General features: G+C 74.8%; 12 protein-coding genes. 8 read left to right on the top strand and 4 right to left on the bottom strand.

Annotated features, from left to right (window positions below):
- Positions 1-95 precede the first annotated feature (95 nt).
- On the top strand, positions 96-368 hold the full coding sequence (locus LRS74_RS12250; protein WP_144381203.1) for a DUF1876 domain-containing protein: 273 nt from the start codon (positions 96-98) through the stop codon (positions 366-368).
- Between the two features lie 64 nt (positions 369-432).
- On the opposite strand, the gene LRS74_RS12245 is transcribed toward LRS74_RS12250, so the two are convergent.
- Positions 433-1,284, bottom strand: coding sequence for a DMT family transporter (locus LRS74_RS12245; protein ID WP_277741041.1), 852 nt, complete (start codon positions 1,282-1,284; stop codon positions 433-435).
- Positions 1,285-1,589: 305 nt separating this feature from the next.
- On the opposite strand from LRS74_RS12245, the gene LRS74_RS12240 reads away from it, so the two are divergent.
- On the top strand, positions 1,590-2,939 hold the full coding sequence (locus LRS74_RS12240) for an ABC transporter permease (protein WP_277741040.1): 1,350 nt from the start codon (positions 1,590-1,592) through the stop codon (positions 2,937-2,939).
- Positions 2,940-3,072: 133 nt separating this feature from the next.
- Here the strand turns inward: LRS74_RS12240 and LRS74_RS12235 are convergent, their stop codons facing one another.
- Both LRS74_RS12235 and LRS74_RS12230 read right to left on the bottom strand, forming a co-directional pair.
- The gene (locus tag LRS74_RS12235) at positions 3,073-4,740 is read right to left on the bottom strand and encodes a penicillin-binding transpeptidase domain-containing protein (protein WP_277741039.1); all 1,668 of its coding nucleotides are present in this window, start codon (positions 4,738-4,740) and stop codon (positions 3,073-3,075) included.
- 105 nt (positions 4,741-4,845) lie between these two features.
- Positions 4,846-6,603: a phospholipid carrier-dependent glycosyltransferase gene (locus LRS74_RS12230; RefSeq protein WP_277744720.1), complete on the bottom strand. Its 1,758-nt coding sequence runs from the start codon at positions 6,601-6,603 to the stop codon at positions 4,846-4,848.
- A gap of 243 nt (positions 6,604-6,846) precedes the next feature.
- Here LRS74_RS12230 and rsmI point away from each other — a divergent pair, with 243 nt between their 5' ends.
- From rsmI to LRS74_RS12200, 6 genes are all read left to right on the top strand, one after another.
- Positions 6,847-7,743, top strand: coding sequence for a 16S rRNA (cytidine(1402)-2'-O)-methyltransferase (gene rsmI / locus LRS74_RS12225; protein ID WP_277741038.1), 897 nt, complete (start codon positions 6,847-6,849; stop codon positions 7,741-7,743).
- Positions 7,744-8,035: 292 nt separating this feature from the next.
- The gene (locus LRS74_RS12220) at positions 8,036-8,494 is read left to right on the top strand and encodes a hypothetical protein (protein WP_277741037.1); all 459 of its coding nucleotides are present in this window, start codon (positions 8,036-8,038) and stop codon (positions 8,492-8,494) included.
- Between the two features lie 113 nt (positions 8,495-8,607).
- A complete protein-coding gene (locus LRS74_RS12215; RefSeq protein WP_277741036.1) occupies positions 8,608-9,516 on the top strand; it encodes a TatD family hydrolase in 909 nt (302 codons plus the stop codon).
- Positions 9,517-9,627: 111 nt separating this feature from the next.
- Positions 9,628-10,776 (top strand): resuscitation-promoting factor, encoded by a 1,149-nt coding sequence (locus tag LRS74_RS12210; protein ID WP_277741035.1) that lies wholly within the window; start codon positions 9,628-9,630, stop codon positions 10,774-10,776.
- 83 nt (positions 10,777-10,859) lie between these two features.
- Positions 10,860-11,732: a 16S rRNA (adenine(1518)-N(6)/adenine(1519)-N(6))-dimethyltransferase RsmA gene (rsmA, locus tag LRS74_RS12205; protein WP_277744719.1), complete on the top strand. Its 873-nt coding sequence runs from the start codon at positions 10,860-10,862 to the stop codon at positions 11,730-11,732.
- Positions 11,733-11,852: 120 nt separating this feature from the next.
- Positions 11,853-12,764, top strand: a complete 912-nt coding sequence (locus LRS74_RS12200; RefSeq protein ID WP_277741034.1) for a 4-(cytidine 5'-diphospho)-2-C-methyl-D-erythritol kinase — start codon at positions 11,853-11,855, stop codon at positions 12,762-12,764.
- Between the two features lie 21 nt (positions 12,765-12,785).
- Here LRS74_RS12200 and LRS74_RS12195 read toward each other — a convergent pair whose 3' ends face one another.
- Positions 12,786-13,097, bottom strand: coding sequence for a hypothetical protein (locus LRS74_RS12195; RefSeq protein WP_277741033.1), 312 nt, complete (start codon positions 13,095-13,097; stop codon positions 12,786-12,788).
- Positions 13,098-13,198: the final 101 nt, after the last annotated feature.

Raw genomic sequence — 13,198 nt, 5'->3', positions numbered from 1 at the left:
CCGGGGCGGCGCCCGCGGCCCGTGTCCCGCCCCGGCACGAGTCGCCGCCCGGGGCCGGCGGCGCGACCATGAAAGGAGGCGAGAGGAGGCGGACCATGATGGGCAAGAACTGGAATGTGCAGCTGAGCATCACCTCCATGGACCGTGTGACCATGTGCGAGGCTCGGCTGACCGGGAAGGAAGGCGCCGGGGCGCTGGTCGGCGAGGGACAGGCGCGCACCAACCCGGCCGACGAGAACGTGCCCGCGATCGGGGACGAGCTCGCGGCCGCGCGGGCGCTCTCGGACCTGTCGCACCAACTGCTCCACGCGGCGGTCAAGGACATCGAGGAGCACACGCACGAGCACGTGCAGCGGCTGAAGGTCTGAGCCGCCCGGGCTCCCCTGTCCACGCCACCTTCATCCCCCACCACCGCACGCCGGCCGACCCGCGTCAGCCGGCGTGCAGCATGAGGCCGATGCCGACCACCAGCAGGCCGGCGGCGACCATCCTCGGTCCGCCGAAGCGCTCCTTGAAGAGGACCGTGCCGATCGCCGCCCCCACGATGATCGAGGACTCGCGCAGCGCGGCGATCGGGGCGAGCGGGGCGCGCGTCTGAGCCCACAGCACCAGGGAGTACGCGAAGACCGAGAGCGCACCGCCCAGCAGCCCGCGCCGGGCGAACGGGCGCAGTTGGCGCGGCAGCGCCCCGCGCCGTACGGCCAGGGCGTAGGCGGGCACCGCGAGGCCCTCCAGGGCCATCAGCCAGGCGATGTAGCCGATCGAGCTGCCGGAGGCGCGGACGCCGAGCCCGTCGACGACGGTGTAGCCGGCGATCGACAGCCCCGTGGCGACGGCGGCGGTCAGCGCGGGCCAGTGCGGGCGCGCACCCGAGCCGCGGATGCCCCACAGGGCGACGCCCACCAGCCCCGCGGAGGCGACGGCGACCCCGGCCGTCTGCCAGCCGTCGGGCCGCTCGCCCGCGAAGACGGCGGCGAGGACGGTGACGACCAGCGGCGCGGTGCCGCGCGCGATCGGATACATCTGGCCGAAGTCGCCCAGTCGGAAGGAGCGCATCAACAGCACGTAGTAGACGACGTGCAGCACCGCGGAGGCGATCAGATACGGCCAGGCGCCGCCGTCCGGCACCGGCACGAAGGGGATCAGGGCCAGCCCGCACAGCGCACCGCCGCCGCTCACCAGGGTGAAGGCGAGCAACTGGTCCTTGATGCCGTGGGCGATGGCGTTCCACGAGGCGTGGGTGACGGCGGCGACCAGGACCACCGCCGCGACGAGCGGGGTCACCGCCGGGATATGCGACGGAGGGCGACCGGGACGAGCAGGCGGGGGGCGGTGTCGGGTGTGGGCATGGGGCGACGCTAGCGCCGGCCGGAGCCGCCCCGCGACGCGATCTTCGTCACGCCGACGGCGTGCGCCTGACGGCCGGTCAGCCGCTCGCGTCGCCACGGCGGTGGCGCGGGCCGCCCCGGAGCGGGGTCCCCGCTTCGCCTCCGGGCTGCCCGTCCGGCCCTCGGGGTGGGGACAACCCCACCTCGAAGGCACGGGCTCGCTCCATGGCCAACCCCCGGCCGCCCGACCAGGCTTGAGTAATGATCACAGGACTGACCGTCTCCGCCCTGCGCGGCCATCGACCGGCGCTGGCCGGGACCGCCGTCGCGGCGCTGTTCGCCGCGACCGTGGTGGGCGCCTCCACCACGGTGCTCACGGCGACGAGTGGGGACGGGCTGCCGGCCGGCGTCCGCGCGGAGGTGACGGAGAGCGGCGTGCGGGACATGGCGGCCGTCCTCCTGGTGGGTTCTGTCTATATGTCGATATTCGTGCTCGCGTCGACGATGGGCACGGCCGTGGCGCAGCAGCACCGGGAGTTCGCCCTCGTCCGCGCGATCGGCGCCCGCCCCCGGCAGATCCGCCGCGCGGTGGTGCTCCAGGCGCTCGCGGTCACGCTGCCGGCGGCGCTCGCGGGCTGTGGCCTCGGGGCGGTACTGGGGCGGCTCTGGTTCCAGGGGATGCGCGACCACGGCCTGATCCCGGCCGAGATGGCGTTCCGGTACCACTGGGCGGCCCTGCCGGTGTGCCTGGCCGTCGCCGTGGTCACCTCGACCCTCGCCGCCGCGCTCGGCTCCCTGCGCTTCTCCCTGCTCCGCCCGGCCAGGGCCGCGGCCGAGGCGGCGGCCGGACGCCCCGGGCTCGGCTGGTTCCGGTCCGCGCTGGGCCTGCTGACGGTCCTGGGCGGCGTGGCGGTCTCGGTGCTGCTGGCGCGCCAACCGGCGGACAAGGCGAGCCAGGGCGCGTTCCTGGTGCTGCTCCTGTTCTGCGCCGGGGTCGGGCTGCTGGGCCCGCGCCTGGTGGCGCCCGCGGCCCGGCTGGTCTCGGCTCCCGCCCGCCGGCTCGGCGGCAGCGCCCGTCTCGCGGCCCTCAACGTGCGCTCCCAGCCCCGCCGCTTCGCCGCCGCGCTCACCCCGCTCACCCTGGTCGTCGCCTTCGGCCTCACCAAGATCGCCATGCGGACCACGGCCGCCCACCACACCGGCTCCGCGGGCGCCCCCGGCGAGGTCTGGCTCGACTACGCGGGCACGGGGCTGTACGCGGGCTTCGCCGCCATCGCCGCCGCCAACACCCTGGCCATGATCTCCTTCGACCGCCGCCGCGAGATCGCCCTGCTGCGGGTGGTGGGCACCCTGCGCCGGCAGGCCCTGACGATGGCCGCCTGGGAGGCGTGCGTGGTCTCCCTCACGGCGCTCGTGCTCGGCGCCGCCGTCGCCCTGGCCACCCTGGCTCCCATGCTGCACACCGCCTTCGGCTCCCCCTGGCCGTATCTGCCGCTGCCGTTCACATCGGCCGTCGCCGGGGCGACCCTGCTGCTGACGCTGCTGGCGACGGGGCTGCCGGTGCGGACGGCGCTGCGCGGCCGGGCGATCACCGCCCTGAAGGCGGCGTGAGCGCCGCGGGAGAGCCATGCGGAGCCGGGCACGCGGACTCCGGCATGCGGACCCCGACACACGCCACGGGCCCCTGACGCGACGGTGCCCCGGGCGGGAGATCCCGCCCGGGGCACCGTCGCGTCACGCCTCGTCAGCCCGCCCGCAGCACCGCGGCCACGATCGGGCCGGCGGTGTCGCCGCCGTGGCCGCTGGCCGGGACGACGGCGGCCGCGGCGAGATCCCCGCGGTAGGCGGTGAACCAGCCGTTGGGCTTCTCCTGGCCGTCCACCTCGGCCGAGCCGGTCTTGGCGCCGGCGTCACCGCCGATGCCGGCCATCGCCTGCGCGGCGGTGCCGGAGGTGGCGGTGACCTTCATCAGGTCGCGCAGCTGCTTGGCGGTGGCCGGCTTCAGGGAGCGGGCGGCCTTGGCGATCGGGCGGCCGTCCAGCTTCGGGGAGACGAAGTACGGCTGCCGGAAGGTGCCGCTGCGCACGGTGGCGGCCACCGACGCCATGTTGAGCGGGTTCATCCGCACACCGCCCTGGCCGATCAGCGAGGCCGCCTTGGGAGCGTCCTTCTGGACCGGGACCGCGCCGTCGAAGGTGGCCACGCCGGTCTGCCAGTTGAGGCCGATGCCGAAGACGTCACGGGCCTCCTTCGTCAGGTCGTCGTCGGCGAGCTCGGCCGCCTGGCTGATGAAGGCCGTGTTGCAGGAGCGGGCGAAGGACTGCGTGAAGGTCCCGCCGCGGATCTCGAACTTCTTGTCGTTCTGGAACTTCCAGCCGCCGTACGAGGAGTACTTGGGGCACGGGTGGGCCTTGCCGTAGGAGGCCAGGCCCTTGTCGATGAGGAGCGCCGAGGAGATGACCTTCATCGTGGAACCCGGGGCCAGGGAGCCCTGGAGGGCCAGGTTGAAGCCCTCGGCGGGGGAGTTGGCGACCGCCAGGATCTCGCCGGTGCTGGGCTTGATCGCCACCACCGCGGCCTTGGACCGCCGGTTCACCGCCCGCTCGGCGGCCTTCTGGAGGCCGGCGTCGATGGTGGTCTTCAGGGTGCCGGGGGTGCCCTTGGAGAGGACCTTCAGCGTCTCGTCCGGCAGCGCCTTGCCGTTGGCGCCCTTGGCGCCCTTGCCGCGGGCGATCCAGGTCTCGATGCCCGCCGTGCCGCCCGCCTTCTTGCCGTACCGCTCGCGCAGCCCCGCCAGCACACCCTTGAGCGCCGGGTGTTCGGCGGCGCGCAGCTCCTTGCCGTCGCGGTCGACCGCCTTGATGGGCGGGGCGTCCGCCGGGCCCGTCCTCAGCCGGTCCCCGGCACCGAGCCTGGGGTGGAGCACCGAGGGCTTCCAGTCGACGACCGCCTCGCCGGTGGTCTTGTCCCGCACCACGGTGAGGGCGGACCGGTACGCCAGCGGGGCGCGCAGCTTCCCGTAGCCGATCTCCGCGGCCACGGAGAAGGGCACCGAGGCGCCGGAGCCGCCGCCCGGCACCGGCTTCAGCGCGACCTTCGCGATGTGGGCGTCCTTGCGGTACGCGGCCAGCGCCGCGGCCGCCGCCTTCTTGTCGTCCGTCAGCCCGGCGGCCTTGGCGGTGTCGCCCGCGGCCCAGGCGGCGAGGAAGTCACCGGAGGCGGTCCTCACCTCGTCCGCGCTGAGCGGACCGGTCTTCACCTGCTTGGCGGCGGGAGCCTCGTCCGCGCCGCCGTCCCGTGTGTTCCGCGCCCCGGACGTCGACGAGTCCTCGCCGCCTCCGCAGCCGGTGACCCCGACCAGCATGGCGCTGACTGCGCCCACGATGATCGCGGCTCTGGCACCACTCCGCATGCGAGAACCCCCACAGTCCTTCAAAAGCCCTTCATCACCTGATGAAGCGGCGCGGTGCGGGGCACCTTACCGAGAATCCCGGCAGGGGTCAGATCGCCCCTCCCGTCACACCCATGTGTCCAGCCACATCCGGGCCTGCCACTCGTCCATGGGGATCGCCTGGCCGGTGTAGATCGGGAAGAAGTAGACGAAGTTCCAGAAGATGAGCAGGACCAGGGAGCCCGCGCCGATCGCCCCCAGCACCCGCCGCGTCTCGGTCGCCCGGGGCGGCCCCAGCAGCGCGCCCACCATCATGGCCACCGCCAGGCACAGGAACGGCACGAACGCGACGGCGTAGAAGGAGAAGATGGTCCGGTCCTGGTACAGGAACCACGGCAGATAGCCGCCGACGATCCCGGCCAGGATCGCCCCCGCCCGCCAGTCGCGGCGCAGCGCCCAGCGGTAGAGCAGATACAGCACCGCGAAGCAGGCCGCCCACCACAGCAGCGGGGTGCCGAGCGCCAGCACCTCCCGCGCGCACTTGCCCTTCGCCCCGTCCGGGCAGCCGTCGACGCCGGCCGCCGGCGACTCGTAGAAGTAGGAGACCGGCCGGGACTGCACCAGCCAGCTCCACGGGTTGGACTCGTAGATGTGCGGGTCGTCCAGGCCGACGTGGAAGTCGTAGACCTCCCGCTCGTAGTGCCACAGGCTGCGCAGCGGATTGAGCAGCCAGGAGAAGGCGCCGTCGTCGCTGTAGCCACCCCCGCCGGGCTTCGGGGACTCCGCCCAGTGGCGGAAGTAGCCGCTGTGCTGCCAGCCCGTCTTCTCGCTGTACGTCCCGCTGTTGGCGAACCAGCCGGCCCAGGAGGCGACATAGGTGCCGATCGCCACCGGCACCAGGGACAGGAAGGCCCACGGCAGGTCGCGCCGTCCGGCGGCGAGGTAGCCGGACCGGGCGCCGGCGGTGCGCCGGGCGCCGACGTCCCACAACCACGTCATCAGGCCGAACACGGCCAGTACGTACAGCCCGCTCCACTTGGTGCCGCAGGCCAGGCCCAGGCACACCCCGGCCGCGATCCGCCACGGCCGCAGCCCCAGCTTCAACCGCGCGGCGATCTCCGCGTCCGGGCGCGCCACCCCGTCCGGGCCGACCGGCAGCGCGGCCGCCAGCCGGGCCCGCGCCGCGTCCCGGTCCACCAGCAGACAGCCGAAGGCCGCCAGGATGAAGAACATCAGCACCAGGTCGAGCAGGGCGGTGCGGCTCATCACGAAGTGCAGGCCGTCGACGGCGAGCAACGTGCCGGCCAGGCAACCGAGGAAGGTGGAGCGGAACAGCCGGCGGCCGATGCGACAGATCATCAGCACCGAGAGGGTGCCGAGCAGCGCGACCATGAACCGCCAGCCGAACGGGGTCAGGCCGAACAGCTGCTCGCCGACGGCGATGGCCCACTTGCCGACGGGCGGGTGGACCACGTATCCGGCGGCGTCGCTGAGCGGGATGCGCTGCGGGTCCGCCAGGATCTGCTCGTTGGCGCCCTTGGCCGGCCAGGTGCCCTCGTAACCCAGTTCAAGCAGCGACCAGGCGTCCTTGGCGTAGTACGTCTCGTCGAATATGACCTTGTTCGGGCTGCTCAGGTTCCAGAAGCGCAGCAGCCCGGCGAAGAGCGCCACCAGCAGCGGGCCGGCCCAGCCGGTCCACCGCGCCAGCCGGTCGGCGGCCGCCGGGCTCGCGCCCAGCGTCGCCCACAGCCGCGTGTCCGGCTCCGGGTACGGCGGCACCAGCCGGTCCCGGACGTCGGAGTGCGGCCGCCCGGCGTACCCGAAGCGGCGCAGCCGGCGCTGCCAGCTGGGCTGCGGAGCTGCGGCGCGGCCGCGTTGGGCCATGGTCGCGGTGTCACTCGTCACCGCGCCATCGTAGGGAACGGGCCTGTGCGGGGTCCGCTGTGTGCGGATTCCTCCCGCCGGTGTCCGCCTCTTCCCGCCCACCCGCCCCTGTCCCAGCCCCTGTCCCAGCCCCGTTCCGTGGCCGGAACCGCCGCCGTGGGGGAGGGCCGGAGGGCGTCGGTCCGGGTGGGCGGCCCGGCACCGCCGCCGCGAGAGACCCGTGGGGCCTGGGAGGATGGTGGCGTGACCGGAACACTCGTACTCGCAGGGACCCCCATCGGCGACACCGCGGACGCGCCGCCACGACTGGCGGCGGAGCTGGCGGCGGCGGATGTGATCGCGGCGGAGGACACCCGGCGACTGCGGCGGCTCACGCAGGCGTTGGAGGTGCAGCCGACCGGCCGGGTCGTGTCGTACTTCGAGGGGAACGAGGCGGCGCGCACCCCCGAGCTGGTGGAGGCGCTGACCGGGGGTGCCCGGGTGCTGCTGGTGACCGACGCGGGCATGCCGTCGGTGTCCGACCCGGGCTACCGGCTGGTGGCGGCGGCCGTGGAGCAGGGCGTCAAGGTCACGGCCGTCCCCGGGCCGTCCGCGGTGCTCACCGCGCTGGCCGTGTCCGGGCTGCCCGTGGACCGGTTCTGCTTCGAGGGCTTCCTGCCGCGCAAGCCGGGCGAGCGGCTGGGCCGGCTGCGCGAGGTCGCCGAGGAGCGGCGCACGCTCGTGTACTTCGAGGCGCCGCACCGGCTGGACGCGACCCTCGCCGCGATGGTCGAGGTCTTCGGCGCCGACCGGCGCGCGGCCGTCTGCCGGGAGCTGACCAAGACCTACGAGGAAGTCCGGCGCGGCCCGCTGGCGGAGCTGGCCACGTGGGCGGCCGAAGGGGTGCGCGGCGAGATCACCGTCGTGGTCGAGGGGGCCGCCGAGCGCGCGCCCCGAGAGCTGGACGCCGCCGAGCTGGCCCGGCTGGTCGCCGTGCGGGAGGAGGCCGGCGAGCGCCGCAAGGAGGCCATCGCGGCGGTCGCCGTCGAGGTCGGGGTGCCCAAGCGCGAGGTGTTCGACGCGGTGGTGGCCGCGAAGAAGAACGCGGGCGCCGGGGACGCGGGCGCCAAGCGCACGGGCGCCGGGGACGCGCGCGGCTGAGCGGCCCACGACGCTGGGCCATGGCCGAAAGGCCCGCTCGGGCGTGGCGGGAAGGACCGGGGCGCGGCTGGAATATCCCTGCCGTGCGGCCGAAAAGCCCACCATCAGGTAAAGGGCTATTGTGAAAGGCAAAGCCTGGACCGCACCCGCGGGGCGGAATGGCATCGCCCCGCCAAATCTGCCCCAAGAGGTGGAAGGGATGCTGCGGTCCGGCCTCGGAGGGCGTCCACTGGATACCGGGACCGGATGACCGATCCCGGAACGACTTGTCCAGCGGACAAGAGGAGCTGCCATGAGCGAGATCGCGGGCACTTCGAGTGGTGCGCACACCACGGCCCACGCCCCAGCCCACCCCACCGGCCCGGCGATGACCGGGGAGATCGCCCACGAGGCGTACGCCTTCGCCTGTATGAAGTGCGGCCACGGCTGGGAGCAGGCGTACGAGATAGAGCACCACATCGACGCCGAGGGACACCCCTTCGTCGTCTACAAGGCGGACGGTGAGCGCGTCCCCTCCCCGTTGACCCGTCCGACCTGCGCGAACTGTGGCGCCCACGTCGTCCGCATCATGCGCTCCGGTCAGGTCTCGTCCGTCGCCGCCAGCATCGAGGAGCTGCACCGCGCCCCCGAGCCGGTCCGGCACGAGCCGCCCGGTCCGGTGCACGTGGACGCGCCGGGCGAGGCGGCCGCGCGCGGCTGGCACCTGTCCGACCTGCTCCACCCCTTCCAGCACCACCGCGAGGGGAAGTAGCTCGGTCGAACGCCGGGGTGGAGGCGGCCGCTCCCCGAGCGTGGCCGCTCCCCGAGCGGGCCGCCCCGTAAGCCGTTGGTCCGGGCCCCGGCCGGCTTCGTAGGATCGCGGGCATGAGCCCCAGCACCAAGCAGGACCCCTCCGGCGCGGCCAAGGACGCCGCGCCGCCGCTCCCGGAGCCCCTCCGGGTGCCGGTCGCCGATTCGCACACCCATCTGGACATGCAGGACGGCACCGTCGAGGAGGCTTTGGCCAAGGCTGCCTCCGTAGGGGTGACGACCGTGGTCCAGGTGGGCTGCGACATCGCGGGGTCCCGCTGGGCGGCCGAGACGGCCGCCGCCCACCCCGGCGTCTGGGCGGCGGTCGCGCTGCACCCCAACGAGGCGCCCCGGATCGTGCACGGGGACCCGGACGGCTGGTCACGGCAGGGCGCGCGCCAGCCCGGCGGCGCAGCCGGGCTCGACGCCGCCCTCGCCGAGATCGACGCGCTGGCCGCGCTGGACCAGGTGCGGGCGGTCGGCGAGACCGGCCTGGACTACTTCCGCACCGGCCCGGAGGGCGTCGCCGCCCAGCAGCTGTCCTTCCGCCGCCACATCGACATCGCCAAGCGGCACGGCAAGGCCCTGGTCATCCACGACCGGGAGGCGCATGAGGACGTGCTGCGGGTCCTGGACGAGGAGGGCGCGCCCGACACCGTCGTCTTCCACTGCTACTCCGGAGACGCCGAGATGGCGAAGGTCTGCGCCGACAAGGGCTACTACCTGTCCTTCGCCGGCAACGTCACCTTCAAGAACGCCCAGCCGCTGCGCGACGCGCTCGCCGTCACCCCCGCCGAGCTGGTCCTGGTGGAGACCGACGCGCCGTTCCTGACCCCCGCCCCGTACCGCGGGCGGCCCAACGCGCCGTACCTCGTCCCCGTGACCCTGCGCGCCATGGCGGCGGTCAAGGGAATGCCCGAGGACGACCTGGCCGCGGCCGTCGGGGCCAATACGGCGCGCGCCTTCGGCTACCCGTTGGGGTGACGCGGCGGCGGCCACGCCGCGTAGTGGTGTCGCTTGGGACAGTCACGGTCGCTCCGCTAAGGTCCGGGACCCGCACCGGACCCGCCCGCCAGGAAACGTGGAGTGCCCGCAGTGAGCCATGCGCACCACAGCCACCGCGCCACCCGCCGCAGGCGCGCCGTCGACCGCCCCGCCCCCATGAGCCGGCTGCTGCCGCAGGCGCTGGTCGTCGCCGCGCTCGCCGGCGGCACCTCGGCCTTCGTCTCCGAGGACAAGGCCGTCCTGCTCAGCGTCGACGGCGCCCCGCGCAGCCTGCACACCTTCGCGGACGACGTCGGGGAGCTGCTGGCCGAAGAGGGGGTGGCGGTGGGCCGCCACGACCTGGTGGCGCCCGCCCCGAACCGGCCGCTCAGCACCGGCGACCAGGTCGCCGTCCGCTACGGCCGACCGGTCGCCCTCACCCTGGACGGCGAGCACCGCGAGGTGTGGACCACCGCCCGCACCGTCGACGGCGCGCTGCGCCAGCTCGGGGTGCGGGCCGAGGGGGCCTACCTGTCCGCCTCCCGGTCCGCCGCCATCTCGCGCCGCGGCCTCACCCTGGACGTGCGCACCGAACGCACCGTGACCTTCGTGGCCGACGGCCGCGAGCACACCGTCCGCACCAACGCCGCGACCGTCCGCGAGGCGGTGTGGGAGGCGGGCCTGGCGCTGCACGGCGAGGACACCACCTCCGTGCCGCTCGACGCCTTCCCCCGCGACGGCCAGACGATCTCGGTCATGCGGATCACCGCGGGGCAGGAGACCCGTGAGGTGACGATCCCCTTCCTGACCGTGCGACGGGAGGACCCGACGGTCTTCCGCGGCACCGAGATCGTGGAGCGGCTGGGGCGGCCGGGCGTGCGGCGGATCACCTACGCGGTGCGCACGGTCAACGGCGTGCCGCAGCGGCCGCGGCAGATGCGCGCCGAGACGGTGCGGGAGGCGGTGGCGCAGATCGTCCGGGTGGGCACCAAGCCGATCCCGGCCTCGGTCGGCGCCGCGGACGGGCTCAACTGGCGGGCGATGGCCGTCTGCGAGTCCGGCGGCCGGCCGAACGCGGTGGACGCCTCCGGGACCTACGGCGGGCTGTACCAGTTCGACGAGCCCACCTGGCGGTCGCTGGGCGGCCGCGGCCGCCCGCAGGACGCCCCGGCCGCCGAGCAGACCTACCGCGCCAAGCGGCTGTACGTGCAACGGGGCGCGAGTGCCTGGCCGCACTGCGGCCGTAGACTTCACCAGTGAGTTCCACCGATCCCGCCGATCCCGCCGGCCTCCCCGAGCCCGCCGACAGCACCGGTCCCAGCGCCGGCCACGCCCCCGCCGGGGTGCCCGACGCCGACGGCGCCGACGCCCTGCTCGGGCCCGCCGACATCCGGGAGCTGGCCGCCGTGCTGGGCGTGCGCCCGACCAAGCAGCGCGGCCAGAACTTCGTCATCGACGCCAACACCGTCCGTCGGATCGTCCGCACCGCCGACGTCCGCCCCGACGACGTGGTCGTGGAGGTCGGCCCCGGCCTCGGCTCGCTGACCCTGGCGCTGCTGGAGGTCGCGGACCGGGTGACGGCGGTGGAGATCGACGACGTGCTCGCCGCCGCGCTGCCGAGCACGGTCGCGGCCCGGCTGCCCGGCCGCGCCGACCGCTTCGCGCTGGTGCACTGCGACGCGATGCGGGTCACCGAGCTGCCCGGCCCGGCGCCGACGGCGCTCGTCGCCAACCTGCCGTACAACGTCGCGGTGCCGGTGCTGCTGCACATGCTGGCCACCTTCCCGACCATCGACCGCACCCTGGTCATGGTCCAGGCCGAGGTCGCCGACCGGCTCGCCGCCCGCCCCGGCTCCAAGGTCTACGGCGTCCCGTCGGTGAAGGCCAACTGGTACGCCGAGGTGAAGCGGGCCGGCGCCATCGGCCGCAACGTCTTCTGGCCCGCCCCCAACGTCGACTCCGGCCTGGTCTCGCTCGTCCGCCGCACCGCCCCGCTCGCCACCAGCGCCACCCGGGACGAGGTCTTCGCGGTCGTCGACGCCGCCTTCGCCCAGCGTCGCAAGACGCTGCGCGCCGCCCTCGCCGGCTGGGCGGGCTCCGCCGCCGCGGCCGAGGCGGCCCTGGTCGCCGCCGGCATCTCGCCCCAGGCGCGCGGCGAGTCCCTTACAGTCGAGGAGTTCGCGGCGATCGCCGAACAGAAGAACGCCGCGTCCTGAGCGCGGCGCCGGCGTTCGTCACAGATGCCCGCGCGTGAGCGCGGCGCAGAGGGAAGCCGCGCCCTGAGCGCGGCCCGGAACGCGGCCGTGCCCGAGCGCGGCGCAGAAGGGAGCCGCGCGGTGAGCGCGTCCGACTCCGTGACCGTACGGGTCCCGGCCAAGGTCAACGTGCAGCTGGCGGTCGGCGGCCCGCGCCCCGACGGCTTCCACGACCTGGCCAACGTCTTCCTCGCCGTGGGGCTCTACGACGAGGTCACCGTCACGCCCGCGGACGAGCTCCGGATCACCGTCTCCGGGCCCGACGCGCACCAGGTCCCGACCGACCGGACCAACCTGGCCGCGCGCGCCGCGCTCGCCCTCGCCGAGCGGCACGGGCGCGAGGCGCGCGTGCACCTGCACATCGCCAAGGACATCCCGGTGGCCGGCGGCATGGCCGGCGGCAGCGCCGACGGGGCGGCCGCCCTGGTCGGCTGCGACGCGCTGTGGGGCACCGGCGCCTCCCGCGAGGAACTCCTGGAGATCTGCGCCGAGTTGGGCAGCGACGTGCCGTTCAGCCTGATCGGCGGGGCGGCGCTGGGCCGCGGCCGGGGCGAGCTGCTCACCCCGCTGGAGGTCGGCGGCGCCTTCCACTGGGTCTTCGCCGTCGCCGACGGCGGCCTGTCCACGCCCGCGGTCTACCGCGAGTGCGACCGGCTGCGCGGCGACGCCCCCGTCCCCGACCCCGAGCCGTCCCCCGCCCTGCTGGAGGCGCTGCGCACCGGCGACGCGGCCGCGCTGGCCGCCGCCGTCGACAACGACCTCCAGGCCGCCGCCGTCTCGCTGCGCCCCTCCCTCGCCGAGACGCTCCGGGCGGGCACCGAGGCCGGCGCGCTGGCCTCCCTGGTCTCCGGCTCCGGCCCGACCTGCGCGTTCCTGGTGAAGGACGGCCAGGACGCCGAGGCCGTGGCCGCCGCCCTGCTCGCCTCCGGAAGCTGCCGTGCGGCCCGGGTGGCCACCGGCCCGGCCGAGGGGGCCCGGTTGGTCGCGGGCTGAGCCGGTCGCCGTCTCGCCGCGTCAGGACACGAACACCGGCTGCACCGCCCAGACGGCCGCCAGCGCGGCCATCGACAGCACCCAGCCGAGCGCGGCACGGGGGCGGCGGGAGCCGGCGCCCCAGGTGCCGACCAGGGCGGCGCCCACCGAGGTGTACACCGGGAGGTAGACAGCTGCCTGCCGGCCGACGGCCGTGCACACGAAGCGCGGGTCGCCGTCGTGGCAGCTGTCGCCGGACATCGCGATCCACGGCGTGAGGCAGAAGGTGAGCGCCGCGAAGGCCCACAGCAGGATCAGGCCGAGCAGGCGCGCCACCGTGACGAGGCGGTCCATGCCGCGACGCTAGGCGGGCCCGGCGACGGGCGGCATCCGTAGAGCTACTCAGACCCGTGGCCCGGAGAGCTACTCAGACCCGGCGCCGGGCCGGCTCCGCC

The organism is Streptomyces sp. LX-29 (assembly GCF_029541745.1).
Lineage (GTDB): Bacteria > Actinomycetota > Actinomycetes > Streptomycetales > Streptomycetaceae > Streptomyces.
This window is presented reverse-complemented; position numbering and strand designations above follow the sequence as displayed.

Coding starts and splice junctions, on each gene's coding strand:
- LRS74_RS12240 (WP_277741040.1), top strand. CDS start 1,590: ATGATCACAGGACTGACCGTCTCCGCCCTGCGCGGCCATCGACCGGCG.
- LRS74_RS12250 (WP_144381203.1), top strand. CDS start 96: ATGATGGGCAAGAACTGGAATGTGCAGCTGAGCATCACCTCCATGGAC.
- LRS74_RS12215 (WP_277741036.1), top strand. CDS start 8,608: ATGAGCCCCAGCACCAAGCAGGACCCCTCCGGCGCGGCCAAGGACGCC.
- LRS74_RS12235 (WP_277741039.1), bottom strand. CDS start 4,740: ATGCGGAGTGGTGCCAGAGCCGCGATCATCGTGGGCGCAGTCAGCGCC.
- LRS74_RS12195 (WP_277741033.1), bottom strand. CDS start 13,097: ATGGACCGCCTCGTCACGGTGGCGCGCCTGCTCGGCCTGATCCTGCTG.
- LRS74_RS12220 (WP_277741037.1), top strand. CDS start 8,036: ATGAGCGAGATCGCGGGCACTTCGAGTGGTGCGCACACCACGGCCCAC.
- LRS74_RS12230 (WP_277744720.1), bottom strand. CDS start 6,603: ATGGCCCAACGCGGCCGCGCCGCAGCTCCGCAGCCCAGCTGGCAGCGC.